The organism is Streptomyces hoynatensis, from assembly GCF_003626535.1.
Classification (GTDB): Bacteria; Actinomycetota; Actinomycetes; order Streptomycetales; family Streptomycetaceae; genus Streptomyces; species Streptomyces hoynatensis.
In genome coordinates this window covers 32975-58121 of sequence record NZ_RBAL01000029.1, presented here as the reverse complement: position 1 = coordinate 58121, position 25147 = coordinate 32975, and the positions used below count along the sequence as shown (strand labels likewise).

Annotated in this window: 22 protein-coding genes; 11 read left to right on the top strand and 11 right to left on the bottom strand. The window is 75.2% G+C overall.

What is annotated here, in order from left to right; genetic code table 11:
* Positions 1–431: 431 nt before the first annotated feature.
* Together D7294_RS29345 and D7294_RS29340 are read right to left on the bottom strand one after the other, a co-directional pair.
* Positions 432–1118, bottom strand: coding sequence for a MarR family winged helix-turn-helix transcriptional regulator (locus D7294_RS29345; RefSeq protein WP_120684843.1), 687 nt, complete (start codon positions 1116–1118; stop codon positions 432–434).
* Positions 1115–2497: a UbiD family decarboxylase gene (locus tag D7294_RS29340; protein WP_120684842.1), complete on the bottom strand. Its 1383-nt coding sequence runs from the start codon at positions 2495–2497 to the stop codon at positions 1115–1117. The genes D7294_RS29345 and D7294_RS29340 overlap by 4 nt, the downstream gene beginning before the upstream one ends.
* Before the next feature lie 315 nt (positions 2498–2812).
* Between D7294_RS29340 and D7294_RS29335 the strand changes: the two genes are divergently transcribed.
* The 4 genes from D7294_RS29335 to D7294_RS29320 are packed head-to-tail and all read left to right on the top strand — an operon-like array spanning position 2813 to position 5473.
* On the top strand, positions 2813–3526 hold the full coding sequence (locus tag D7294_RS29335; protein ID WP_120684841.1) for a GntR family transcriptional regulator: 714 nt from the start codon (positions 2813–2815) through the stop codon (positions 3524–3526).
* A complete protein-coding gene (locus tag D7294_RS29330) occupies positions 3523–4347 on the top strand; it encodes a nitrilase-related carbon-nitrogen hydrolase (protein WP_120684840.1) in 825 nt (274 codons plus the stop codon). The genes D7294_RS29335 and D7294_RS29330 overlap by 4 nt, the downstream gene beginning before the upstream one ends.
* Positions 4344–5129, top strand: a complete 786-nt coding sequence (locus D7294_RS29325; RefSeq protein ID WP_120684839.1) for a DUF2848 family protein — start codon at positions 4344–4346, stop codon at positions 5127–5129. The genes D7294_RS29330 and D7294_RS29325 overlap by 4 nt, the downstream gene beginning before the upstream one ends.
* Complete coding sequence (locus D7294_RS29320; RefSeq protein ID WP_120684838.1) at positions 5126–5473, top strand: cupin domain-containing protein; 348 nt, start codon at positions 5126–5128, stop codon at positions 5471–5473. The genes D7294_RS29325 and D7294_RS29320 overlap by 4 nt, the downstream gene beginning before the upstream one ends.
* Positions 5474–5549: 76 nt before the next feature.
* Here D7294_RS29320 and D7294_RS29315 read toward each other — a convergent pair whose 3' ends face one another.
* Positions 5550–7151 (bottom strand): alkaline phosphatase D family protein, encoded by a 1602-nt coding sequence (locus D7294_RS29315; protein WP_120684837.1) that lies wholly within the window; start codon positions 7149–7151, stop codon positions 5550–5552.
* A gap of 270 nt (positions 7152–7421) precedes the next feature.
* On the opposite strand from D7294_RS29315, the gene D7294_RS29310 reads away from it, so the two are divergent.
* A complete protein-coding gene (locus D7294_RS29310; protein ID WP_338325702.1) occupies positions 7422–8390 on the top strand; it encodes an LLM class F420-dependent oxidoreductase in 969 nt (322 codons plus the stop codon).
* Between the two features lie 143 nt (positions 8391–8533).
* On the opposite strand, the gene nrfD is transcribed toward D7294_RS29310, so the two are convergent.
* From nrfD to D7294_RS29285, 5 genes are all read right to left on the bottom strand, one after another.
* A complete protein-coding gene (gene nrfD, locus D7294_RS29305) occupies positions 8534–9583 on the bottom strand; it encodes an NrfD/PsrC family molybdoenzyme membrane anchor subunit (RefSeq protein ID WP_120684836.1) in 1050 nt (349 codons plus the stop codon).
* A gap of 130 nt (positions 9584–9713) precedes the next feature.
* On the bottom strand, positions 9714–10718 hold the full coding sequence (locus D7294_RS29300; RefSeq protein WP_120684835.1) for a 4Fe-4S dicluster domain-containing protein: 1005 nt from the start codon (positions 10716–10718) through the stop codon (positions 9714–9716).
* Between the two features lie 4 nt (positions 10719–10722).
* The gene (gene fdh, locus D7294_RS29295) at positions 10723–13986 is read right to left on the bottom strand and encodes a formate dehydrogenase (RefSeq protein ID WP_120684834.1); all 3264 of its coding nucleotides are present in this window, start codon (positions 13984–13986) and stop codon (positions 10723–10725) included.
* A gap of 139 nt (positions 13987–14125) precedes the next feature.
* Positions 14126–14953 (bottom strand): alpha/beta fold hydrolase, encoded by an 828-nt coding sequence (locus D7294_RS29290; RefSeq protein WP_120684833.1) that lies wholly within the window; start codon positions 14951–14953, stop codon positions 14126–14128.
* Positions 14954–15148: 195 nt separating this feature from the next.
* Positions 15149–16585: a DUF2252 domain-containing protein gene (locus D7294_RS29285; protein ID WP_120684832.1), complete on the bottom strand. Its 1437-nt coding sequence runs from the start codon at positions 16583–16585 to the stop codon at positions 15149–15151.
* Between the two features lie 212 nt (positions 16586–16797).
* Between D7294_RS29285 and D7294_RS29280 the strand changes: the two genes are divergently transcribed.
* Positions 16798–17364, top strand: coding sequence for a DUF488 domain-containing protein (locus D7294_RS29280; protein WP_241562709.1), 567 nt, complete (start codon positions 16798–16800; stop codon positions 17362–17364).
* A 63-nt stretch (positions 17365–17427) separates the two neighbouring features.
* Here the strand turns inward: D7294_RS29280 and D7294_RS29275 are convergent, their stop codons facing one another.
* Complete coding sequence (locus tag D7294_RS29275) at positions 17428–17862, bottom strand: hypothetical protein (RefSeq protein WP_120684830.1); 435 nt, start codon at positions 17860–17862, stop codon at positions 17428–17430.
* Complete coding sequence (locus tag D7294_RS29270) at positions 17859–18611, bottom strand: helix-turn-helix transcriptional regulator (RefSeq protein ID WP_241562708.1); 753 nt, start codon at positions 18609–18611, stop codon at positions 17859–17861. Before D7294_RS29270 ends, D7294_RS29275 begins: the two co-directional genes overlap by 4 nt.
* A gap of 89 nt (positions 18612–18700) precedes the next feature.
* Between D7294_RS29270 and D7294_RS29265 the strand changes: the two genes are divergently transcribed.
* The 5 genes from D7294_RS29265 to D7294_RS29245 all read left to right on the top strand — a co-directional run bounded on the left by D7294_RS29265 (position 18701) and on the right by D7294_RS29245 (position 24516).
* A complete protein-coding gene (locus tag D7294_RS29265) occupies positions 18701–19144 on the top strand; it encodes a hypothetical protein (protein WP_120684828.1) in 444 nt (147 codons plus the stop codon).
* 65 nt (positions 19145–19209) lie between these two features.
* Positions 19210–21582 carry an ATP-binding protein gene (locus D7294_RS29260; protein WP_120684827.1) on the top strand — a complete coding sequence of 791 codons (2373 nt, stop codon included), beginning with the start codon at positions 19210–19212 and terminating at the stop codon, positions 21580–21582.
* Between the two features lie 354 nt (positions 21583–21936).
* Positions 21937–22989 (top strand): D-alanine--D-alanine ligase family protein, encoded by a 1053-nt coding sequence (locus D7294_RS29255; protein ID WP_120684826.1) that lies wholly within the window; start codon positions 21937–21939, stop codon positions 22987–22989.
* Positions 22990–23078: 89 nt separating this feature from the next.
* Positions 23079–23981, top strand: coding sequence for a threonine ammonia-lyase (locus tag D7294_RS29250; RefSeq protein ID WP_158674715.1), 903 nt, complete (start codon positions 23079–23081; stop codon positions 23979–23981).
* A 187-nt stretch (positions 23982–24168) separates the two neighbouring features.
* Complete coding sequence (locus D7294_RS29245; protein ID WP_120684824.1) at positions 24169–24516, top strand: DoxX family protein; 348 nt, start codon at positions 24169–24171, stop codon at positions 24514–24516.
* Positions 24517–24648: 132 nt separating this feature from the next.
* Here the strand turns inward: D7294_RS29245 and D7294_RS29240 are convergent, their stop codons facing one another.
* Positions 24649–25119 (bottom strand): DUF2000 domain-containing protein, encoded by a 471-nt coding sequence (locus D7294_RS29240; RefSeq protein WP_120684823.1) that lies wholly within the window; start codon positions 25117–25119, stop codon positions 24649–24651.
* Between the last annotated feature and the right edge of the window lie 28 nt (positions 25120–25147).

Here is a 25147-nt window from a genome sequence, read left to right as displayed (position 1 = left end):
GTCCAGGCCATCATCGCCCTCGCACGCCGACGGGCGAGCGTCCTGTGGGTCCTCCTGCGCGACAACCGGGTATTCACCCCCGCCCCGCCAGTCACGCAGGCGGCTTGACTTCATCATTGAGACTCCTGGCCGAAGTGGCCGGCCGGGTCCCGGCGGAATCCTGGCCGAATCCCGGCCGAAACTACCTAACCTAGGTACCTGAGTTGAGTTGCGATTTCGCACAACATACTCACGGTCCGTTCGGCCGACAAGGGGGAGACGTTATTTTTGGGTAACGCGAGCGGCGAGATGGTGACGCAGCGTTCATGGCGAGGGCATGACAATCCCGAGGCCGCGGCGCGCGCGAACGGCGTGATTCGGCCGCGTACGTGGGGGCCCTGACGGCGCGGAACGCCGGGCGGGAGCAGGGGGCGGGGAGCAGGGGCGGGGCTTCAGGCCCTGCGGATCGCCCCGGCCACCTCGGAGTCCGGGTCGAGCCCCACGTAGAAGGCGAAGATCGACAGCGCCGCCAGCCGCTGCTGATCGTCGAACTGCCGCTGGAAGTACGCGACATGGTGGTGCACCGAGTCGTCGATCGCGCGCAGCCGCTCGGCGCCCTCCGCGGTGGCGGTCACCTGGGTCACCCGCTTGTCCGCGGCCGAGTGCTCCCGCCGCACCAGGGACAGGTCCTCCAGCTGGCGCACCAGCCTGGAGGCGAAGGCCCCGGCCACGTCCAGCCGCCTGGCCAGCGCGTTCACCGCCATGCCGGCGGGGCCCGCGCCGTAGATCTGGAGCAGCGCCTGGTGCGGCAGCGGTTCGAGTCCGTGCTGCCGCGCCTGCTCGTCGACGATCCGCAGCACGCGGCGGATCACGTACCTGGCCTCGGCGATGTTGCCCACGTAGGACTGGAAGTCGGACTGCCGCTCGTCGTCGCGGATGTCGGCCCACCGCGCGTAGGCGTCCATCGTGTGGTTCGCCGTCCCGTGCGCCGGGTCGTGCGCGGTGCCGTGCGCCGGGTCGTGCGCAGTTCCGTGCGCGGTGCCGTGCGTCAGGCCGTTCGCCGTCCCGAAGCCGCTCGTGGTGCCGTTCGTGGTGCCGCTTGCCCTGCCGTTCCGGGAGTCTCCGCCGCTCGCCTTCACCGTTTCCCGCCTGTCGGTTGGTTCTGCGCGCCGGTGATCTCCTCCCAGCGCCCCTCGATCGCCGCCGCCACCGCGGCCGGCACGTCCACCCGGTGCCTGGCCGCCGCCCGCGCGTCCAGCGGCAGGGTGGCGTCGATGCCGAGCTTGCTGATCGTACGGTCCACGGACATCGGGTCCACGGGGTTGGACTTCATGCCGGGGACGATCACCACGTCCTCGTGCGCCCGCATCCGGGTGGCGACCGCCCACTCCACGTCCGCCGGGTCCGTCACGTCGATGTCCTCGTCGACCACCACCACGTGCTTGAGCAGGTCCTGCTCGGAGAACGCCCGCATGATCGCCCGCTTGCCCTCCCCGGCCGAGCGCTTGCGGATCGAGATCACCGCGTGGAAGCGGCAGGTCCCGCCCTCGGTGAGGTGCACCGCGCGCACCCCGGGCACCACGCTCCTGATCGCCTCGTACAGCCCCGCCTCCCGGGCGATGGCGCCGGTCACCAGGTGCTCGGGGTGGCGCCCGGCCACGATCATCTGGAACAGCGGGTCGGGCCGGGAGGAGACCGCGGTCAGCCGGATCACCGGGTTCGGCCGGCGCGGCGCGTAGGTGCCGGGGAACTCGCCGAACGGGCCCTCGGGTTGCTCCTCCCGCGGGTCGATCAGCCCCTCCAGGAGGATCTCCGCGAAGGCGGGCACCTCCAGGTCCACCGTCCGCGCCCTGGTCAGCAGCAGCGGCTCGCGGAACATGCCGCCCGCCACCAGGGTTTCGTCGAGCGGGGTGAGGAACTGCGAGGCCACCACGATCGCCGGGTGCAGCCCGAGGGCCACCGCCACCTCCATGGGGCGCCCCCGCTCGCGGTGGACGTCGAGGAAGGCCCGCGAGTGGGTGGGCGCCAGGTAGGCGCCCAGCGTGCCGGGGCCGGTGACCTGCAGGCGGCAGATGGCCGCGTTGCGGCGCCCGCTCTCGGGATCGCGGCAGATCAGCACCCCGGCCGAGAGGTACCGGCCCGCGTCGAACTCGCTGAGCAGCGGCACCGGGAAGTGGTCCGTCAGCGCGACGGCCGGGTCGTACGCCACCGCGAGGCAGGGGCCCTCCGCCGCCAGGGCGGGCTCGATCGGCTCCCGGAGCGCGCGCGAGACGCGTGCCTGCAGCGCGGTGCGCTCGATGCCCAGGGCGGTGGCCAGCTTCCGCCGGTCGTTCAGCAGGTTGCCCACGACCGGCGTCCGGTAGCCCGTCACGTTCTCGAAGCGGACCGCGGGCCCGTCGCGCAGCCGCCACAGCACGGCCGCCAGCTCGTACTCCCAGCTGAGCGGGGCGGCCACCCGCAGCAGGTCGCCCGCCGCCTCCAGCCGCTCCAGGGCGGTGCGCAGGTCCTGGGCGTGCATGGCAACCCCCTCGCGAGAACGGCACGGCGAACCGGGAGCGGCGGGGAACGGCGGGAACGACGGGCCGGCGGGCGCACGATCCGTCCCCGCGCCTGCGGGAAGCCCTCGCGCGCCGGCGCCCGCGCCCCCAGGTCGTCCGGGAACCGCCGGGAAAGCCGCTTTCCGGAATCCAGGTACCGTACTTTACTCAGCTGTCCGGCGGGCCCGGCGGCCGGGGCGCCGCAGCGGGCGGGAGCCAAGGGCGGGAGCCCGTGGACGGAGCGGGGCGCGGGCGGGGGTGGACGGTCTCGTCGACAAGATGTATACATCTGGCCTATGAACGGTCTACGAGATGCGGACCAGGGCGGTGGCTCGGCGCAGGACCAGACCTACCGCTGGCTGAAGCAGCACATCGCGCGCGTTCCGCGGCACGACGGCACCTTCCTGACCGAGGCCGAGGTCGCCAGGACCGCGGGCACCTCCCGCACCCCGGTGCGCGAGGCGCTGCTGCGGCTGGAGGCCGAGGGCTTCCTGCGGATCGTGCCGAAGAAGGGCGCCTTCGTGCCCCCGATCCCCGACGCCGAGGTGCGGGCGGTGATGCAGGCCCGCGGGCTGATCGAGGAGTGGTGCGTGCGCCAGGCCGCCGCCACGGGCGGGGCGGCCTTCCACGCCAGGCTCGACGGGCTGCTGGCCGAGCAGACCCGCCTGATCGGCGACCCGGTCGCCTTCATCGAGCGCGACCGCGCCTTCCACCGCGCCGTGGTCGGCCAGGCCGGCAACCCGGTGCTCGCCGGCTTCTACGAGTCGCTGCGCGACCGGCAGGTCCGCATGGGCCTGCGCGCGGTGGCCGACGACGAGGAACGCGCCCGGGCCGTGCTCGCCGAGCACGCGGCGATCGTCGAGGCCCTGCGCGCCGGCGAGGCGGCCGGGGCCGCCGCGGCGCTCACCGCGCACCTGGCGGCCACGGCGGCGGCCCTCGACCTGCCGGCCGAGGCGCAGCCGGGCGGCGAGGACGCGTCGCTCGCCCACTCCGTGCGGGGGCTGTCGTGAGGATCGCCCTGGTCCAGGTCGCCAGCCCGCCCGAGGAGCCGCCCGCGGCCAGGCGGGAGCGGGTCGGCCGCATGGTCGCCGGGGCCAGGGGCGCCGACCTGGTCGTCCTGCCCGAGCTGTGGGCCGCGGGCTACTTCGCCTTCGACTCCTACGCCGAGCGCGCCGAGTCCCTCGCCGAAGGACCCACCGTGACCGCGGCCAGGGCCTGGGCCCGGGAGCTGGGGGCGCACGTCCACCTGGGCAGCCTGGTGGAACGCGACCCGCGCGGCGACCTGTTCAACACCGCCGCGCTGATCGCCCCCGACGGCGCGCTGGTGCACGCCTACCGCAAGATCCACGTCTTCGGCCACGCCTCCCGCGAGGCCGAACTCCTCACCCCGGGCCGGGAGCTGACCGTGGCCGACACCCGCTTCGGCAGGCTGGGCGCCACCACCTGCTACGACCTGCGTTTCCCCGAACTGTGGCGCGGCCTGGTCGACCTGGGCGCCACCACGGTGGTCGTGCCCGCCGCCTGGCCCGCCGCCCGCCGCGCGCACTGGCGGCTCTTCACCTCCTGCCGTGCCGTCGAGGAACAGGTGCTGCTCATCGCCTGCAACGCGGTCGGCACGCAGGACGGAGGCGTCGAACTCGGCGGCCACAGCCGCGTCGTCGACGCCTGGGGCACCGTCCTCGCCGAGGCGGGCACCGAGGAGGGCGTCACCTTCTGCGAGGCCGACCCGGGCGCCGTGGCGCGGGTGCGCGCCGAGTTCCCCGTCCTCGCCGACCGCCGTCGGCTCCCCGCGGGCAGCACGGCCGGCACCCCGACCGAGGAGGAACGATGACCTCAGGCCAGGGCGCAACCACCGGCGCCGCGCTGCCGATCCGGGTGGCGGGCACCGGCGAGGAGCTGGCCCTCCGCCCCACGAGGCTGATCGTCGCCGGCTACACCGGAAGCGACGCGGCGGCGGTCGCCGCCCACATCGAGGAACTGGCGGCGATCGGCATTCCCCCGCCGCCCACCGTCCCCGCCTTCTACGACCTCGACCCCGCCCTGCTGACCTGCGAGGCCACCGTGCGTGTGCGGGGGGCGCAGACCTCGGGCGAGGCCGAGCCGGTGCTGATCAGGCACCAAGGCCGCCACCTCCTGACCGTGGGCTCCGACCACACCGACCGCGCCATGGAGCGCACCGGCATCGCCGCCTCCAAGGCCGCCTGCCCCAAGCCGGTGGGCCGCCTGGCCGCCGACCTCGGCGCCGACCTCGCCGCCCTGCCCTGGGAGAGCCTGAGCCTGGAGTCCACCGTGGACGGCACCCCCTACCAGCGCGGCGGCGCCGGCGGCCTGCGGCACCCGGCCGACACCCTCGCCCGGATGACGGCGGCGCTCGGCGAGCCCGAGGGCGACCTCGTCCTCTTCCTCGGCACGCTGCCGCTGCTCACCGGGTCCTTCGTGTACGGCACCCGCTGGCGGCTCCGGCTCGGCCTGCCGGACGGCACCCGGCTCGAACATGCCTACGAGGCCGTCCCCGGCGGGCCGGGCCGGGGCGAGGCCGGCGGCCCCGGGGACGAAACCCACCCCGCCCGCGACGGCGGCGGGACCACACCCACGAAGGAGACCTCCCGATGAGCAAGCGCGAACGCGAGTTCTTCCCCGTCGCCGACGTCGAGTTCACGGTCTGCCAGGGCGACGACCCGAAGATCACCGAACGCGTACTGTCCGCCGACCCCGCCACCGGCGTCGCCACCCGCATCCTGCGCTACGCGCCGGGCGCCGACTCCACCCCGATGGGCGTGCAGCGCCACGACTTCTGGGAGGAGGTCTACATCCTCGAAGGGTCCTTCACCGACCTGACCCTGGGGGAGACCTTCTCGGCCGGGATGTACGCCTGCCGCCCGCCGGGCATGCCGCACGGCCCCTGGCGCAGCGAGGAGGGCGTGACCACCTTCGAGGTCCGCTACCCCGCCGCCTGACCGCCGTCCGCCCCGCCCCCGCCGCCCGAGGGGACGCCGGGGGCGGGGCCTGGTGGCGGCCGAACCGGCGGGCGGCTCAGGCGAGTTCGACCCCCGGCCTGCCGTCGGTCACCCGCAGCGAGGCCAGGGTGTGCGCCGCGGAGGCGGGCTGCAGTACGGTGTCCACGATCCGCACCCGCGCCTCCACCCCGTGCCGGTCGATGTCGAACAGGTGGTAGCCGCGGTGCGCGTCGATCAGCTTCCAGTGCGGGTTGTCCGGCACCAGCGGGTCGAACTGGGCGTGGAAGGCGGCCTGGTCCTGGTCGCCGTTGGAGCTGATCGAGGTGCCGACGAACTCGGCGCCGACGACCTGCGAGGAGGGGTCGGCGAAGTCCCGCTTCAGGTCGCTGACCATCGTCAGGTGCCGGTCGCCGGTCAGCACCACCGGGTTGCGGACCGAGGCCAGCTCGCCCAGCAGCTCGTTGCGCTCCACCTGGTAGCCGTCCCAGGCGTCGTAGTACCAGCGCTTGCCCGCGCCGGGCAGCAGGTCCGTCTCGGCCAGCATGATCTGTGAGGCGATCAGGTTCCAGCGGGCCGGGGAGCGGTGCAGCCCCTCGACCAGCCACCGCTTCTGCTCGGCGCCCAGCATCGTCAGCAGCGGGCTCTGCGCCCCCTCCTGCGTGGTGGCCTGGTCGCTGCGGAACTGCCGGGTGTCCAGGACCTGGAGCCTGGCCAGGCGGCCGAAGTCGAGCGTCCGGTAGATCTTGATGTGCGGGCCGTGGGGCACCGCGGTGGCGCGCACCGGCATGTGCTCGTAGTACGCCTGGTAGGCCGCGGTCAGCCGGGCGGCGAACGCCTCCTGCCCCTGCTTGTCGGGGTCCTGCGGGACCTGCCCGGCGTAGTCGTTGTCCACCTCGTGGTCGTCGAAGGTCACGATCCACGGCGCCGAGGCGTGCATCGCGGCCAGGTCCGGGTCGCTGCGGTACTGGGCGTACCTGTTGCGGTACTGCTCCAGGCTCACCGGCTCCCCGGTGCCCTCGTGGCTGCGCACCGCGGTGGCGGAGGCGGCGCTCTCGTAGATGTAGTCGCCGACGAACAGCACGGCGTCCGGGTCCTGTTCCGCCATGTCGGCGTACGCCGTGAAGTAGCCGTGCTGCCAGTTCTGGCAGGAGGCGAGGGCGAGCCGCAGCCGCCCCTCGGCGTGCGCGGCGGGCGCGGTCCTGGTGCGGCCGACGGGCGAGAGCCGGCCCTCGGCGCGGAACCGGTAGTAGTAGTCGCGGTGCGGGGCCAGGCCCCGGACGTCGGCGTGCACGCTGTGCCCGAAGGCCGGTTCGGCCGGCGCGGTGCCGCGCCGGGCGACGTGCCGGAAGCGGGAGTCGGTCGCGACCTCCCACTCGACCTCGACGGAACGGTTCGGCATGCCGCCGCCGTTCAGCGGGTCGGGGGCCAGGCGGGTCCACAGCACCACGCCGTCGGGCAGCGGGTCGCCCGAGGCCACGCCCAGGGTGAACAGTCCTTCGGGCAGCGAGCGGGCGGCGGGGGCGGCGGCGCGGCCGGTCCCGGCCGAGGCGGAGGCGGGGGTGGGGACGGCGAGCGGAGCCGCGGCCGCGGCGCCCAGCGCGGCCGCACCCGAGGCGAGGAAGCGGCGGCGGTCGGTCTGGAATATCCCGGACTGGTTGCCGGATGCGTTTCCGGACATGCGGAAAGTCCCTCTCGTCCATCGAGGTTGGGGGGAGACGTCGACGGAACGAGACGGTGACACGCACGCGGGTCCTGCCCCTGAACTTCCGGTCTCCGGTACGTGACGGCCGCATTGTGGATTGGGGTGGACGGGGGCGGGCCGCCCCTTCGCCGGCGCGCCGCGCCCCGCCCGGCCGTTGCCCCCTTCGCTTCCCGAACGCCGGGGGGCCGGGCGCGGGCGCATCCGCCGCGGTGAACCTTTCCCGGTCAGCGCACTAGGGTGGCGGGCATGGACACGGGCATGGACATCAGCGTGGTTGCCATGGCAAGGGAGGACGAGCGTCCGCCGGACGAGCCGCTGCGGGTGGCGGCGGTGGCCGACCGGCTCGGATACCCGGAGGCGTGGGTGGGGGAGGGACCCACCTGGGATGCGTTCGCGCTCGCGACGGCGATCGGCCTGCGCACCGAGCGCATCGCGCTGACCGTGGGCCCGGTGCCGGTGTCCGTGCGCGACCCCGCGAGCATCGTCCGAGGCGCCGCCGGCGCCGCCTTCCTGACGGGCCGCCGGGTGGGGGTGGCGCTCGGCGCGTCCAGCGTCCGGGTCGTCGAGGGCTACCACGGCAGGTCACGGGCCGGGGTCGCACGGCTGCTCGACGAAAGCGCCCGCAACGTCCGGGAGTTGTTCGACGACGCGGGGCCCGAGGCCGTCCCGGGCAGCGGGTTCCGGCGCCGGCTGGGGCGCCCGGGCGGGCCGCTCACCGTCGCCGCCTTCGGCGAGCGCGCCGTGGCGGCCGCGGCCAGGCACGCCGACCGCATGGTCCTCGACCTGGTGACGCCGCGCCAGGTGGCCCTCGCCAGGACCAGGCTGGAGGCCGCCGCGGAACGCGAGGGCCGCACGCCGCCCCGGCTCGCGGCCTGGCTGCCGGCGGCCGTGGACCCCTCGCCCGACTCCTACGCCCAGCTGATGAAGAGCGTCGTCGGGTACCTGGGCGTGCGCGGCTACGACGACATGTTCACCGAGGCCGGCTTCGGGGACGCCGTGGAGCGGGCCAAGGCGGGGGCGGGCCTGGAGGAGTCCCTGGCCGCGCTGCCGCGGGAGGCCGCCGCGACGGTGGGCCTGGTGGGGGACGAGGCGACGGTGCGGTCGAGGCTGGCCGAGTACGCGGCGGCCGGCCTCGACGAGGTCGCGCTCGTGCCCGCCACCAGCGGCGACCCGGCCGGGGAGCGCACCCTCACCGCCCTGGCGCCCGGCCGCTGAGCCCGGCCCCGCGGGAGGGCGCTCGCGCGGGGGTGATCGCGCCGGGGTGATGCGCGCGGGGCGCTCGCGCGCGGCGCTCGTGCGGGGTGGTGCGCGCGGGGCGTTCGTGCGGGGCGCCCGGCGGGGAGGAGCCCGCCGCCGGTCTACCCGGCCGCGGCGAGCCGTTCCCGCTGGGGCCTGACGGTGTACTGCGGGTCACGGGCCGAGGCCAGGCCCGCGTGGAAGACGCCGAAACGGGTGCAGGCTGAGGCGGCGAGGAGCGCGGCCCCGGCGAGGGCGGCGGCCGGCCTGGCCCGGCCGCCCAGCAGCGCGGCGCCCGCCGCCCCGGCCAGGCCGAGCCCCTCGGCCAGCCGCATCAGCCGCCCGGCGGCCCCGCGTTCGTAGGTCTCGGCGGCCCGCCCTGCCTGGCGGCGCAGCGTCCGCGCCGCGGCCAGTTCGGCCGCGGCGCCGAGCGCGGCGACGCGGCGGGCCGGGCGGTTCTCGGCGAGCGGCCCGGCCAGCAGCGCCATGCCGGCCGCGGCCGTGGCGGCCGAGGCGGTGAACAGGTACGGCATCGCGCGGTGGCCCTCGTGCCAGGCCGGCACCGCGGTGTCCGAGAGCAGCGCCCCGGTGTAGGCGGCGACCGCGGGGCCGAACGCGGCGGCGGCGCAGGTCGCCGCCCGCCCGGCCCGCGGCAGCAGGCCGGTGAGGTCGCTGAGGGCCGCCGCCCCGGCCAGCGGCCCGTACCCGGCGAGCAGCCAGGAGCCCACGCTCATCGGCGAGGTGGGCTTCAGGACGCGCAGCATGTGGAGGAACCGCTCCGGCCGCCCCAGGTCGTGGATCAGCGCGGCCGCGGAGAGCGAGACGGCCGTGAGGGAGCTGAGCTTCATCGCCCGGGCGGTGGCCGGGCGCCGCGTCAGCTCGGCCCCCGCCGCGAGCACGGAGCCGGCGCCCGCGAGACCGCCGAGGAACAGGTATCCGGCGATGTCCGGCGCCTCCCAGGAGGGAGGCTTGATCACCGGCCGCCCGTAGTAGGAGGCGAACGCCGCCGGGGGCACCACCTCGGCGCGCGCCCCGCCGCCGCGCCGCTCCCCTTCGCGCCCCTCCGGCCGCCGGTGCCGCCCGGCCGGGCCGTTCATGCCGTTGCCGAACCGCGCCTCGCGGCCCGGCCTGCGCCCGGTCAGCCCCTCGCGCGTGACGCCCGCCTCGCTCATGCCGCCCTGCCCTTCCGCTCGCCGGTCCCCCACCCCGCCCCTGCCCCCGCCCTGACCTGCGCCCCTGCCCCGGCCTGCGCCCCTGCCCGCGCCTGCGCCGCGCCGCCCGGCCTGCGCCGGGCCCGGCCGCTCATCGCCTGCCCGCCGCGCGCCGCCTGCCCGCCGCGCGCCGCGGGCCGGAGAAGGCGAGCGCGAAGGCGCCGAGCAGCGCCGCCGCCGCGCCCGCCGCGTGCCGCCACATCGCCGGCAGGTCGCGCGTGGTGACCTGCGGGTCGGGCGGCAGGCCGTAGACCTCGGGCTCGTCGAGCAGCAGGAAGAACGCCCCGGCGCCGCCCACCCCGTCCCCCGGGTCCTCCCCGTAGAGCCTGGCGTCGGCGACGCCGTCCCGGTGCAGCTGCGCGACCCGCTCCGCGGCCCTGGCGCGCAGCTCCTCCAGCGGCCCGAACTGGATCGAGTCGGTGGGGCAGGCCTTGGCGCAGGCGGGTTCGAGCCCCTCGCCGAGCCGGTCGTAGCACAGCGTGCACTTCCACGCCCTGCCGTCGCCGGGGCGCTGCTCGATCACGCCGTAGGGGCAGGCGGGCACGCAGTAGCCGCAGCCGTTGCACACGTCCTCCTGCACCACGACCGTGCCGAACTCGGTCCGGAACAGCGAGCCGGTGGGGCACACGTCGAGGCAGGCCGCGTGGGTGCAGTGCTTGCAGACGTCCGAGGCCATCAGCCAGCGCAGCTCCCCGCTCCCGTCCCGGCCGGGCGAGGTCGGCGTCATCTCCGCCTCGGCCACCGGGGTGCCCGAGCCGCGGCGGGCCAGCGCGAGGACGTCGAGCTCGGAGTGGTCCACCCGCGCCTGCTGCCCGCCGAGCGGCTTCTGCTGCTCGACGAAGGCCACGTGCCGCCACGTCGAGGCGCCCAGCGCCCCGGTGTTGTCGTAGCTCATGCCGGTGAGGCTCAGCCCGTCCTCGGGAACCGCGTTCCACTCCTTGCAGGCCACCTCGCAGGCCTTGCAGCCGATGCAGACGGAGGTGTCGGTGAAGAAGCCGACCCTGGGCGGGGCTTGCCCGTGTCCCGCGTCGGCCGCCACCTCGGGCTCCGGCCCCCACCACAGGCGCCGCAACCGGCCCTCGTCCTGTGCGCTCATCGCGCTACACCTCCGTGCCCGTGCGGGTGCCGGCGTGGGAGCGCCGCCGGTAGTCGGCCACCATGGCGCGCAGCGCCCGGCCGCGTGGGCGGCGCCCGGCCAGGATGTCCGCGGACAGCGCCTTGACCTCCTGGATGTGGACGTTGGGGTCGAGGACGATCGAGGACAGCTCGTTCGCCGCGTCCCCGCGGGTGTAGCCGTTGGGCCCCCAGTGGTAGGGGAGGCCGATCTGGTGCACCGTCCGGCCGCCGGCCCGCAGCGGCGACATGCGCGCGGTCACCAGCACCCGGGCCTCGACGGCGCCGCGCGCGGTGACGATGGTGGCCCAGCCCGCGTGTTCCAGGCCGCGCTCCGCGGCGAGTTCCGGGGAGACCTCGCAGAAGAACTCCGGCTGCAACTCGGCCAGATACGGGGACCAGCGGGTCATCCCGCCCGCCGTGAAGTGCTCGGTGAGGCGGTAGGTCGTCACCACGTAGGGGAAGACGGCCGACCCGCGCTCGGCGCCCGAGGGGTGGTACTCGTTGCCCTCGCGCGGGAACAGCAGCCGGACCGGGGAGCGCTGCCGCCCCGGGTGGAGGGCGTTCTCGAACGGCGAGTCCTGCGGCTCGTAGTGGGTGGGCAGCGGGCCGTCGGACAGGCCGGCCGGCGCGAACAGCCAGCCCTTGCCGTCGCCCTGCATGATGAACGGGTCGTCGCCGCGCAGCGCCGCCACCCCGGTGGCGTCCTTCGGCGGGACGTGTCCTGGGGCCAGGCCCGGCGGGAAGTCGGGGACGTCGTGCCCCGTCCAGCGGCCGGTGCCGTCGGCCGTCTCCTCCCACCACACGTACGCCTTGCGCTCGCTCCACGGCCTGCCGTCGGGGGCGGCCGAGGCGCGGTTGTACAGAATCCGGCGGTTGGCGGGCCAGGACCAGGCCCATGCGGACGCCACCCAGTCCTGCCGGTCGCCCGGCTTGCGCCGGGCGGCCTGGTTGACGCCGTCCGCGTAGACGCCGCAGTAGATCCAGCAGCCGCAGGAGGTGGAGCCGTCGTCCTTCAGCTGCGGGTACCCGGAGAGCGGGGCGCCGTCGGGGCCGCGGCCGTTGATCTCGGCGAGCACCGCCTCGGCCACCGGCTCCCGGTGCGGCCCCTGGGTGGGGTAGTCCCAGGCCAGGTCGAGGAACAGCCGGTCCTCCGGGCGCCGCGAGCCGGCCAGCTTCTCCCGGATCAGCCTGCCGAGGTGGTAGGCGAACCACAGCTCGCTGCGCGCCTCGCCCGGCGGCTCGACCGCGCGGTAGTGCCACTGCAGCCAGCGGTTGGTGTTGGTGAACGAGCCCGACTTCTCGACGTGCGCGGCGGCAGGGAAGAAGAAGACCTCGGTGGGGATCTCCCGCGTGCGCAGCTCGCCGCTCTCGATCTCGGGGCCGTCGCGCCACCAGGTGGCGGACTCCACCAGGGAGAAGTCCCGCACCACCAGCCACTCCAGGTTGGCCATGCCGAGCCGCTGGAGGCGGGCGTTGGCCGAGCCGACCGCCGGGTTCTCGCCGAGCAGGAAGTAGCCGCGGCAGGCGCCGTCGAGCTGGGCCATGACCGTGTCGTAGGTGCTGTGCGAGCCGGTCAGCCGGGGCAGGTGGTCGAAGCAGTAGTCGTTGTCGGCGTGCGCGGCCCGGCCGTAGTAGGCCTTGAGGAGGCTGACGGCGTAGGCGCGCATCTCGGCCCAGTAGCCCTTGCGGGCGCGGACGGAGCCCACGTACGAGGACAGGTCGGTGTGCTTGCCGGCCAGCGGCATCGGCAGGTAGCCGGGCAGCAGGTTGAACAGGGTGGGGATGTCGCTCGAACCCTGAATGCTGGCGTGGCCGCGCAGGGCCTGGATGCCGCCGCCGGGGCGGCCGATGTTGCCGAGCAGCAACTGCAGCACGCAGGCGGCCCTGATGTACTGGGCGCCGACGGTGTGCTGGGTCCAGCCGACGGCGTAGCAGAAGGCGCTGGTGCGGTCGGGGCCCGAGTTCCTGGTCAGCGCCTCGCACACCTTCGCGAAGGTCTCGGGCGGCACGCCGCAGATCCGGTGCACCATCTCGGGCGTGTAGCGGGCGTAGTGCCGCTTGAGGACCTGGTAGACGCAGCGCGGATGTTGCAGCGTCTCGTCGCGCTCGGCGTGCGGCGGCACGTCGTGCCCGCCCGAGCCGTGGGTCTCCGCGCCGCCCGCCCGGTGGGTGACCGCCACCTCGTCGAGGTGCCCCGGCTGGGCCTGCCGGCTGCCGGCCGGCTGGTGCAGCGCGGCGCCCTCGTACGCCCAGGAGGCCGGGTCGTAGTGGTGCTTCTCCTCGTCGAGGCCGGAGAAGACGCCGTCGAGGTCCTCGGTGTCCTTGAAGTCCTCGCCGAGGATGGTGGCGGCGTTGGTGTAGGCGAGGACGTACTCGCGGAAGTCCTTGCCCTGCGAGAGCACGTGGTGGATCAGGCCGCCGAGGAAGGCGATGTCGGTCCCGGCGCGCAGCGGCACGTACAGGTCGGCCAGGGCGCTGGTGCGGGTGAACCGCGGGTCGACGTGGATGACGGTGGCGCCGCGCGCCTTGGCCTCCATCACCCACTGGAAGCCGACCGGGTGCGCCTCGGCGTAGTTGGAGCCCTGGATGACGATGCAGTCGGCGTTCTGCAGGTCCTGCATGAACGTGGTGGCCCCGCCGCGGCCGAAGGAGGTGCCGAGGCCGGCGACCGTCGAACTGTGGCAGACCCGGGCCTGGTTCTCGACCTGCACGATGCCGAGGCCGGTGAGGAGCTTCTTGATCAGGTAGTTCTCCTCGTTGTCCAGGACCGCGCCGCCGAGGCTGGCGATGCCGAGGGTGCGGGCGACGCGCCGGCCCTCGTGTTGCCACTGCCAGGTGTCCCTGCGGGTCCTGATCACCCGGTCGGCGACCATCTCCATGGCCGTGTCCAGGTCGAGGGGCTCCCAGTCGGCGGCGTAGGGGGCGCGGTAGAGGACCTGGTGCTGCCGCGCCTGCCCGGTGACGAGCTGGAGGGTGGCCGCGCCCTTGGGGCACAGCCGCCCGCGGCTGACGGGCGAGCGGGGGTCGCCCTCGATCTGGACGATCCGCTCGCCCTTCACGTACACCTGCTGGCCGCAGCCGACGGCGCAGTAGGGGCAGACCGAGTCCACGACGCGGTCCGCGGTCGCGGTGCGCGGGCGCAGCTCGCGCGTGGCGCGGGAGGTGACCGCGGCACCGCGCCCCAGCGGATCGCCGCCCGTCAGCTGCCGGTAGACGGGCCAGTCCTGGACCCAGGTCCGCACGCCCATCGCCTGTCCCTCCGATCGGTCGCCTGACAGGTGATGTTCCCCGGTACGGGCATATTTACTGTTTTATGCCCGGTATTCGGGAAATGTGCACTCGGCTGGCGGAGCCGCCGGAGGGGCAGGCGGCGTGGGCGGGGCCCGCTCAGCTGCGGAGGAAGTCCATCAGGTCGTGGTGGAACCGCTCCTTGTGGCCGGGCACGCTCGACAGCCCGTGGGAGCCGTGCTCGTAGACCAGGTACTCGCAGTCGGGGATGATCTGCGAGGACTTGGCGCTCGTCGCCTCGATGGGCACGATCTGGTCGTCGTCCCCGTGGATGACGAGGGTGGAGACGTCGAACTTCCGCAGGTCCTCGGTGAAGTCCGTGGTGGCGAACGCGTCCACGCAGGCCACCGCCGCCTTGATGCTCTCCTGCATCGCCATCAGCCAGAACGCGTCCTTGTTGCCCTGGGTGACCCGGTTGCCCGGGCGGTTGGCGCCGTAGAACGTCTCCGCGGTGTCCTTCCAGAACTGCGAGCGCTCGTTGAGGATGCCGGTCTTGATGGTGTCGAAGACCTTCTGCGGCGTGCCCTCGGGGTTCTCCTCGGTCTTCAGCATCAGGGGCGGGACCGCCGAGAGCAGGACCGCCTTGGAGACGCGGTCGGTGCCGTGCCGCCCTATGTAGCGGGCCAGCTCGCCGCCGCCCATGGAGTGGGCGACGAGGACCGCGTCGCGCACGTCCACCGTGGTGAGCAGATCCTGCAGGTCGTCGGCGAAGGTGTCGAAGTCGTAGCCCTCCCAGGGCTGGGCGGAACGGCCGTGGCCGCGGCGGTCGTGCGCGATGCCGCGGAAGCCGTGGGCGGCGACCAGCTTCATCTGGTCCTCCCAGGCGTCCGCGTTCAGCGGCCAGCCGTGGAGGAAGACGACCGGGGGCCCGCTGCCCCAGTCCTTGTAGAAGAGGTCGACGCCGTCGCGCGTGGTGCAGATGGGCATGGAGCCCTCCTTCCGCAACGCCCTACCGGGCGTATCGCAGCAAATTTCTCCTTTCTCCACAATCTCCCTCGAATGGCGGTATCGCATCCCGGGGCGGGCGAGCGGATGCGCACGCGTGTGCGATTGCCCGGGTGGCCCCGGCGGAGGCTCCCGGCGGCCGGGTCCGGCGGGCGCGGCGCGGGTGGCGGACCCGGCTCACAGACCGGGTATGCGGCCGTTGCGGAAGAGGTCGACGAAGACCTGGTGGTCGGCGCGGGCCTGCGCGCCGTAGGAGTGCGCGAAGTCCACCAGGGACTCGGCGAAGCCCTCCTCGTCCGCGGCGATCGCCGCGTCGATCGCCTCCTCGGTGGAGAACGGCACCAGCGTGTGCCCACTGGAGTCGTCCGCCGCGCCGTGCATCGTCGCGGTCGCCCGCCCCAGATCGCCCACGACCTGCCTGATCTCGGCCACGTCGTCGATGTCCGACCAGTCCAGATCCACCGCGTAGGGCGAGACCTCGGCCACCAGCTGCCCGGCCCCGTCCAGCTCCGTCCAGCCCAGCCACTGGTCGGCGTGCGCCTGGAGCGCCCGCTGCGAGATCACGGTGCGGTGCCCCTCGTGCCGGAAGTAGCCGCGGACCCGCTCGTCCGTCACGTGCCGGGAGACCGCGGGTATCTGCGCCTGCTTCATGTAGATGACCACGTCGTTCTCCAGGGCGTCGCTGCTGCCCTCCAGCAGGATGTTGTACGAGGGCAGGCCCGCGCTGCCGATGCCGATCCCGCGCCGGCCGACCACGTCCTTCACCCGGTGGGCGTCGGGCCGGGTCAGGGAGGACTCGGGGAGCGTCTCCAGGTACCCCTCGAAGGCGTCGAGCACCTTGCGCCTGGTGGCCGCGTCCAGCTCGATCGCCCCGCCGCCCTGGGTGAACCTGCGCTCGGCGTCCCTGACCTCGCTCATCGAGTCGAGCAGCCCGAAGCGGGTGCGGGAGCGGGCGTCGCGCAGCGCGGCGAGCAGCGGCCCCGAGGCCGTGTCCAGCGTGAACGGCCGCGCCTCGGGCCGCACGCCGCCCCCGGCCAGCGCCCGTATCCGCTCCCGGTAGGCCGCCGCGTAGGTCCGCACCAGCTCGCCGATCACCGCGTCGCTCAGCGCCTTCGTGTACCCGATGAGGGCCAGCGAGGCGGCGAACCGCTTGAGATCCCAGGTGAAGGGCCCGACGTACGCCTCGTCGAAGTCGTTCACGTTGAAGACGAGGCGGCCCTTGGAGTCCATGTACGTGCCGAAGTTCTCCGCGTGCAGGTCGCCGTGAATCCACACCCGGGAGGTCTGCTCGTCCAGGAAGGAGGCGTCGGGGCGGTCCACGTCCAGGTCGCGGTAGAAGAGGCAGGCCGTGCCGCGGTAGAAGGCGAAGGCCGAGGCCGCCATCTTCCTGAACTTCACCCGGAACGCCGCCGGATCGGCCGCGAGCAGCTGCCCGAAGGCCGTGTCGAGGACGGCCAGGATCTCCTCGCCGCGCTCCTGCGCGCGGGCGGCGGGCGACCCGTGGGACGGCGCGGGCCGCGGCGGCCCCTGCGGCCGTGCGGGCTGGGGCGACGGCGCGGGCGACGCCCCCGACGGCGCGGACGACCCCGACGGCGCGGACGGCGCAGATGACATGGCGGACCTCTTTCCCGGTGCGGTGCGGGCTCCTGGTGCCCCAGGCGCCTCGCTGGTTCCGCACGTCCAACGCCCGGCGCCGCCCCCCGGTGCCCATCGACCGCGCGTTCCCCAGGAGTTCACCCGTTCGGGTAGGGGCGTGTGGGATGGGCGACGCGCCCGGCGAACGCGCCGCGGCGCGCTCTCCGCGGGCGGCCCGTAGCGTGGCGGGCGTGAACGACGGCGCCCAACAGCGCGTGGAACTCCTCACCTTCGGCCAGGGCACCCTCGGGCTTGGGCCGCTGGCCGCGCTGCTCGAAGGGGCGGGCGTGCGGGCCGTCGTGGACGTGCGCACCGCGCCGGGCAGCCGCCGCAACCCCGACGCGAACCGCGAGGCCCTGCGCGTCCGGCTGCCCGGGGACGGCATCGGCTACCGCTGGGAGCCCCGGCTCGGGGGCTTCAGGAGGGTGGCGCCCGACTCGCCCGACACCTACTGGCGCAACCCGGCCTTCCGCGGCTACGCGGGCCACACCCGCGACCCGGAATTCCTCGCGGCGGCCGGCGAACTGCTGCGCGAGGCCGCCGCCGAGCGCACCGCCGTGATGTGCGCCGAGTCCCTGTGGTGGCGCTGCCACCGGCGCCTCATCGCCGACTACGCCGTCCTCGCCCGGGGCGCGCGGGTCCTGCACCTCTTCCACGACGGCCGCCTCGCCCCGCACCGGCCGACCGAGGGCGCCCGCCTGCGCTCCGACGGCCTGCTCGTCTACGACCGCAACCCGCCCGATCCCGAACGGAATTGACCGGGACGCGACCGTACCGGCCACGGCCGCACGGCACCGGCGGGGGCGCGCCGGCCGGGCGGCTCACTGGGCGAGCGCCACGCAGCCCAGCGCCGTCAGGGCGCCCACCTTCGCCAGTTCCAGCGCGACGTAGTACAGGTGCGCGCGCGAGCGCTGCCGCCCCGGCTCGGCCCCCGAGAGCACCAGGTCCGAGCGGCGGTTCAGCCGTGGGCGCACCACGGCCAGCTGCCCGGCGAGCAGCACGGCCGCCAGGGCGGTCGGCACCACGGCCCAGACGCCTGGCCCCGCCGTGGCCACCACCACGACCAGGACGACGGCGAGCACGGACTCCACGGCGTTGAGCGCCCGGAAGACGACGCGCCCGATGCCGAGGCCGAGCGGCAGCGTCACGCCGGGGGCGCGGAACTTCAGCGGCGTTTCGAGGAACGAGATGCCGAGGACCATGCCCAGCCAGACGAAGGCCAGGGCGGCGGCCACGGCGGCTGACGCGGTGTTCATCGAGGGGGTGCCTTTCTCGTGCCGGATGCGGGCGGGCCTGCGGTGCCGCCGCCGGCCGGGCGGCCGGGGTCCCGGCCCGGTTCCGCCGCGGGCGGGGGAGGGGCGGGCGCGAGGTGGGCCAGGCAGGCGTGCGGCTCGGCGAAGGGCTCGAGGCGGGTGGCCGCCAGCGGTGCGCCGAGCCCGGCCAGCGCGCCCTGGATCAGGCCCAGGTGCAGGGGGCAGACCACCCGGGCGTACTCCTCGGCCAGCTCGCGGAAGGGGCAGTGCCGCAGCCGGATGCGCGAGGCGCCCACCGCCTCGGGCGCGAAGCCGAGCCGGGCCAGCAGCGCCGTGAGCCGCCGGGCGGCCTCCTCGGCCGTGGGCCGCGGCGCCGGCGCCCCCGCCAGCTCCCGCCCCCAGGCGCGGCCCGCCTCGGTGGCCGCCGCGCCCGCCTCCGGGCCGCCTGCGGCGAGCGAGCCCAGCAGGATGCGGGCCAGCAGGCCGTAGTCCCGCCCGGCGCCGCGGTCCACCCCCGGCGTGGCCGCGTAGACCGTGCGCGGCCTTCCGGGACCCGAGGGCGCCGTCGTCCTGGGCTCGGCCAGCCCGTCGGCCACCAGCGCGCTCAGGTGGAAGCGGACCGTGTTCTGGTGCGCGCCCACCCGCGCGGCGAGCTCGGGCACGCCCAGGGGCGCGGCGGCGCCGCGCAGCGCGTCGAGCACCGCCAGGCGCCGTGCCGAGGGGCGCCCGGACGCGCTGGACTCCTGGGCCACGTGACTCCTCAGCCGGCGAGGGGGAAGTTTTTCCACATGGTACATGTAATAATCCTTGCCCCCGGCAAGAACGAGAGGGGCCTTCCGCCGTGCCACCGACTCCCACCGCGCGCCTGCTGGCCGATCTGCGCGGCCTGGCCGAGACCGCCCCCGACCGCATCGGCGCCCTCTGGAAGCTCGCCGAGCCGGGCCGCCAACTCGACGCCAACCTGGTCCACCTGCCCGCCCATCAGCGGGTCGAGCGCCACGTCGAACCCGACCTCGACGTCCTGGTGCTCGTCCTCGGGGGCCGGGGCACCCTCCACGCCCCACGAGAGGAGGGCGCGGCCGGGCACGGGCCGGAAGGAGGGGCGGAACAGGACGCCGAGCACGCCGAGGGCGGCGACGGGGGCCGGCCGCTGGCCGAGGGCGCCCTGTGCTGGCTGCCGCACGGCTCGGAGCGCGCCATCGCGGCCGGCGCCGAGGGCCTGACCTACCTGACCGTCCACCGCCGCCGCCCCGGCATGCGCATCGCCTCCCGCCCCGCACCCTGAGTGCCCCCGGCCCGCACCCGATACCGTGGGGTGGTCTCGGGTGACGCCGTGTGGGGGAGGGGCGCATGGAACTGCTGTCGGCCACGGGGGTGCTGTCCGCCGTCGAGTCGGTCACGTCCGACCTGATGTCGCAGGCCACGGGGGAGGCGGGCCGCCGCATCTCGGAGGCGCTGGCGGGACTGGTGCGGCGGCTGTGGCGCCGCGGCGGCGAGCCCGGGGGCTCGGCGCCCCCGCTGCCCGAATCCCCCGAGGAGCGGCGGGAGCTGGCCAGGCGGCTGCTGGCCGAGGCGGAACGCGACCCGGAGTTCGCCCGCGACCTGGGCGAGCTGGTGCGCGAGGCGTCCTTTTTCGAGGCCGGGGTCAGGGGCGGGGCGCGCCGCCCGCTCGCCCGGCCGCTGCTGCTGCCGCCGGGCACCACGCTGTTCACCGACCGGGAGCGGGTGCTCGCGGAGATCGCCGGCATCGCCCGGGCGCCCCGGGACGAGGGCGCCGCCACGCCCGTGATCGTGCTGCTCGGGCCCGGCGGCATCGGCAAGACCGCCACCGCCGTCCAGGCCGCGCGGGCCCTGGCCGGCGAGTACCCCGACGGGCAGCTCTACGCCGACCTGCGCGGCGCCTCGGCCGCCACCGCGCTCTCCCCCTCCGAGGTGCACGTCCGCTTCCTGCACGGCCTGGGCGTGCCGCAGGCCGAGGTGCCCGCCGACGGGCAGCGCCAGCAGGACCTCTACCGCGACTGCCTGGCCGACCGGCGCGTGCTCGTGCTGCTCGACAACGCGCACTCCGCCGCGCAGGTCGCGCCGCTGCTGCCCGCCTCGCCCGGCTCGCTCGTCCTCGTCACGAGCCGGCACCGGATGCCCGAGCTGCTGCGGGACTTCGGCGCCCGCCCGCTGCGCCTCGAAGCCCTGTCGGCGGACGACTCGCTGCGGCTGCTCGGCAGGCTCGCCGGGGAGCGGCGCGTCGAGCGGGAACGGCCCTTCGCGGAGCTGGTCGCCGGGCGCTGCGGCGGCCTGCCGCTGGCGCTGTGCGCCACCGGGGCCCGCCTGGCCGAACGCGAGCACCTCACCTGGGAGCGGGTCGCGGGCGAACTCGCCGCCCCGCCCGAGGCCGGCCGGGAGCCCGGGAGCGGGCAGCCGGACCCGGCACTGCTGGCCGCCGACGCCTCCTACGCCGAACTCGGCGAGGCCGCCGCCCGGTTGTACCGGCGTCTCGCCCTGCGCCCCTGGCCGGCCATCCCGGTGGGGGCCGCCGCCGCGGCGGCCGAGGTCCCGGAGGAGGAGGCCCGCGCCCTGCTCGAAGAGCTCGCGGCGGCCCACCTGGTCGAGGAGGTCGCCGAGGAGCGCTACCGCTTCCACGACGTCGTCCGCCGGCACGCGCTGGGGCGCGCCAGGCGGGACGAGAGCCCGCGTGAGGCGGCGCGCGCGGTGGCGCGCATGATCGGGTGGTTCCTGCGCGAGGCGGCCGCCGCCGACTTCCTCGTCATCCCGGGCCGCTGGCGCCTGGGGCCGGCCTTCGCGGGGCTCACCCGCCCCGCGGACGCCGGGCCCGAGCGGGCCAGGGCCGCCCTGGACTGGCTGCGCCGCGAGCGGGACAACCTCGCCGAGGCCGTGGCCGCCGCGGACGACCACGGCTTCGACGACCTCGCCTGGCAGCTGTGCGAGGCGATGTGGGCGCTGCACCTGCGGCTGGGCTTCCACGAGCAGTGGGCCGCCACCCACCGGCGCGGGGCCGCGGCCGCCGCCAGGCGGGCGGCCGAGTTCGGCGACCCGAGGGCCGAGGGGCGGATGCGGGTCCAGCTGGCCTTCGCCCTCATGGGTCTCGGTCAATTCGCCGAGGCGGACGCCGAGTTGCAAAGCGCCGCCGCGGCCGAGGAACGCGCCCGGCACCCGCGGGGTCTGGCGACCGCGCTCGAGGTCCTGGGGCTGCTGCGGCTGCGCCAGTGGCGCCACGCGGAGGCCCAGGAGCTGTTCGAACGGGCTGCGGAGACGCTGCGCGGGATCCGGCCGGGCGAGGACGGCGCGGCCGACGCGCCCCGCGCGCTGGCCATCCTGACCCACCACGCCGGGCGCGCGCTCGCCGGCCAGGACCGCGGGGCCGAGGCGCTCGGCCGGCTGCGCGAGGCCAGGGCCAGGTTCGCCGCGCTCGACCAGCCCGACCGGTACAACGAGGCCCGGGTGGGCATGAGCCTCGGCGAGGTGCTGCTCGCGGCGGGCGACCCGGCCGCCGCCGCGGCCGAACTCGACCTGGCCCTCGCCGTCCTGGCCGCGGAGGGCGCCGACCTGCAACGGGCGGACGCGGCGGAGCTGCGCGCCGCCTGCGCCCGCCGCGCGGGGGACGCCGAGGGCGCGGCCGCCTGGCTGCGCGTCGCCCGCGACCTGCATCGGGACCTCGGCAACCGGACCGCCCTGGCCCGGCTCGACGCCCGGCTGAGCGGCGAGTGAGCCCGGCGGAACGCAGGGGAAAGCCGGGGGAAATGGCGCCCCGCCGCGGGCGCGGGAATTCACGCGAGCGCGATCGGCCGTGGGCGCACCCGAGTTGCGGTTTTGCTCCGGTCGGGTACCGTGGATTTTTGGCAAGTGAAGATGCTCGCCGAATGTCGTACGGCAGGGCGCAGGGTCGGGAAATCCCGAACCGTGCGGCAATTCACCGGCCTTTTCCGGTGGCCGATGTGACATCGGGCGCGCTCCCGCTCCGGTCGGAGAGCGGAGCGACGGAAAAATAGGGCCGCCGCGGCCGCTTGATGGCGAAAGCGCCCCTGCCGGGCTTGCTCGCCGGCCGACTGTCAGAGGTGTTGCATGGCGGAACGTATCACTCTTTTGGTGGGCGGTCGCAGTACCGAGCACGACGCATCCCTGCACGGCTACCGGCACGTGCTGAGCCGGCTGCTCGCCGAGCCGGACCGCATCGAGGTCGGCGCCGTGTGCTACGTCGACAGGGCCGGGGCGTTTCACCTGTTCGAGCGAGCGCCGTGGCCGGAGCGCGAGGAAGTGCTGCTGGGCGGCCAGACCCTCGGCCCCGGCGCGGCCCTGGAGCGGCTTCGGGCGGCGGACTCCTTCGTCTTCTCGCTCCTGCACGGAAACGAGGGCGAGGACGGAGGCTGGCAGGGACTGGCCGAAGTCTGCGGCATCACGGGCAACTTCGGGCCCGTGCTCGCCTCCGCCCTGGCCATGGACAAGCACCTCCAGGCGGTGCTGGCCGCCGCGCTGCTCCCCGGCCTGCGGGTGCCGCGTTCGCTCCTGGTGCGGCCGGGTTCCTTCGACGCCGGGCAGGTCCTTCGCCGGCTCGGACCCGGACCGCTGGTGGTCAAGCCCAACCGCATGGGCGCCTCCCTGCTGACCACCTGCCTGCCCGAGCCGTCCCCCTCCGCCCTGGCCGCTGCGGTGCGCGAGGTCTTTCCCTACGACGACCAGGCGCTGGTCCAGGAATTCATCGACGGCCGCGAGTTCTCCTGCGGCGTGTACAAGGAACACGGGAAGTTCGTCGACCTGCCGGTCGCGGAGATCGTCTCCTCGGGATTCTTCGGTCACGCGGAGAAGCACACCAAGGGCCGGGCGAAAATTCTGCTGTCCCCGGAGAACGCGGCGACGAGGAAAATGCGCGCGTTTTCGCAGTCCCTTTTCGAGGCGACAGAAATGGCGACGTTCGCGCGTTTCGACTACATCGTCGAAGGCGACGGCATCTGGTTTCTGGAGGCCAATACCCTGCCGGGCCTGATGTCCGGCAGCATCTTTCCGATGATGCTCGCGGAAACCGGAAGAAGTATCGCGGATCTCGTGTTGTCGGCCGTCTCCGAATGCGGGAGCCGGCCGGCCAGGGACAAGGTCCTGGCGTACGACATCAGTCACTAGGCAGTCGCCGGCCGGTCGCTGGCCGGCCGGGGGGCGGCCGGCGAGGCGCGCCTCGGCGGGCGAGGCGGCGGACAGCGAGGAGAGCTGCCATGTCTGTAGCGGAGAGGGGGCGGCTCCAGCCGGTTCACACCCGGGTCGTCGAGGTCGGGCCGCACGGCTGGCGGGCCGTGTGGGTCAAGGACGAGACCCGGCAGATATCGGGCGCGTTCAAGTACCGGGGCAACGCCCACCGGGTGGCGGGGCTGCCGGCGGGCGCCGAGGTGGTGACGGCCTCCACCGGGAACCACGCGGCCGGGCTGGCCTGCGCCGCCGCGGAGCGCGGGCTGCCGGTGCGGGTCTTCGTGCCGCGCACCGCCCCGCTGGCCAAGCGGCGCAGGATCGCCGGGGCCGGCGCCGAGGTGAGCCTGGTGCAGGGGAGCTACGACGACTGCGAGGCCGTGGCCCGCGCGTACGCGGCGGAGCGCGCCGCGGTCTTCGTCCACAGCTTCGACGATCCGGGGATCATCGAGGGACATCGCAGCCTCTACCGCGAGGTGGGGGAGGAGACCGGCCCGCCGGACGTGGCCTTCGTGCCGGTGGGCGGCGGGGGCCTGGTGACCGCGGGGATCGCGGAGTGGGGGGAGGGGCCCACGCGCCTCGTGGGGGTGGAGTACCGGGCCGCCCCGGCGATGAAGCTGTCCCTTGAGGCCGGGCGGCGGGTCCGCCTCGACGAGGCCCGCGGCATGCCGGAGGGGCTGCTGGTCCGGCGGATCGGTGCGCGGCCCTTCGAGGCGTGCCTGGCCTACGGCCTCGAGGTCCGCACCGTCGACGACCGGGCGCTGCACCGGGCGATGCGCACGCTGTGGAGCGAGGCGGGCATCCGGGCGGAGGGGGCGGGGGCGGCCGCCTTCGCCGCCGCGCTGCAGGCGCCCGATCCGCGGCGGGTGGCGCTGTGCGTGGTCTCCGGGGGAAACGTCGACGACCGGGTCTGGAACGACTGCCTGCTCGGCTGACGGCCGTCCCCTTCCGCGGCGCGCGGCGGGGGCGGGGGCGAGGGCGGGGCGCGGGGGCGGGGGCGGGAAAAAGCTTCCGTTCCGCTGTCACACTTCCGCCTTCCCGGGGTTCGGATCGGCGAAGGAGCAAGCGGCCCGGCGGGGCAGGAGCCCGCCGGCGCATCCGAACCGAGAAGGAGTCGTGGCCATGTCCACTGCCTACGTCGTCGTCACCCTGCTGGGAGCCGCCATGGCGGGTTTCTCGGCGGTCTCCGTGTTCCTGGGCGCCGCCTGGGTGGTCGGCGCGCTGGAGGAGTACCGCGTTCCCCGCTCGTGGTGCCCCTGGCTCGGCACGGCCAAGGCCGCGGGCGCGGTGGGCCTGCTCGCCGGGCTCGTCGTGCCGGTGGTCGGCCTGCTGGCCGCGATCGGCCTGATCCTGTACTTCATCGGGGCCGTGCTCACCGTGCTGCGGGCCCGCAGGTACGCGCACGTGCCCTACCCGCTGGTCTACCTGGCGCCCGCCGCCGCCTCCCTGGCCCTCGCCCTTGCCGCCTGAGGGCGGCCGCCCGGCCCGGTGACCCGGGCCCCCGGGGCCGCGCGCAGCGGCGGCCGCCCCTGGCCGCGTCCCCGAGCGCGCGCGGGGCGGCCCGGGCGCGGACGCCGGGGGCCGTCGTGCGCGGGCGGCGCCTCAGGGGTGCATGCGGGCGCCCTTCAGCGTCCGGTCGACGGCGTTGCGCGGCCCGTACACCGCCAGCCCCACCAGGTCGAGTTCCGCGGCCGGGCGCGCCCGCACCGCGGCCCGGTTGTCGCGGTCGTTGCCGGTGCCGAAGAGCTCCGAGGTGAAGACCGACATCGGCAGCCCGCGCCCGAGCGCCCTGCTGTGGGCGAGGCCCAGCGTCTCCGCCGTCCCCTGGAAGACCAGCACCGGCTGCCGGAACATCGGCAGGTACGCCGTGCCGTCGGCATCGGCGTACGGCTCCCCGATCACCTCGGGGCGCGTCGTGCCCAGGCCGCTGACGAGGAAGGCGGTGACGTTCAGCCGCTGCCAGCCGGGCAGGTCCTCCCGGAGCAGGACGGCGATCTTGGTGTCGAAGCGCACGGGGGCGGCGGCGCCCGCCTCCGCCCGCCGGCCCCGTGGCGTTTCCGTGGAGATGTCCATGCTCCGAAGCCTTTCGCCGGGGCGCCCG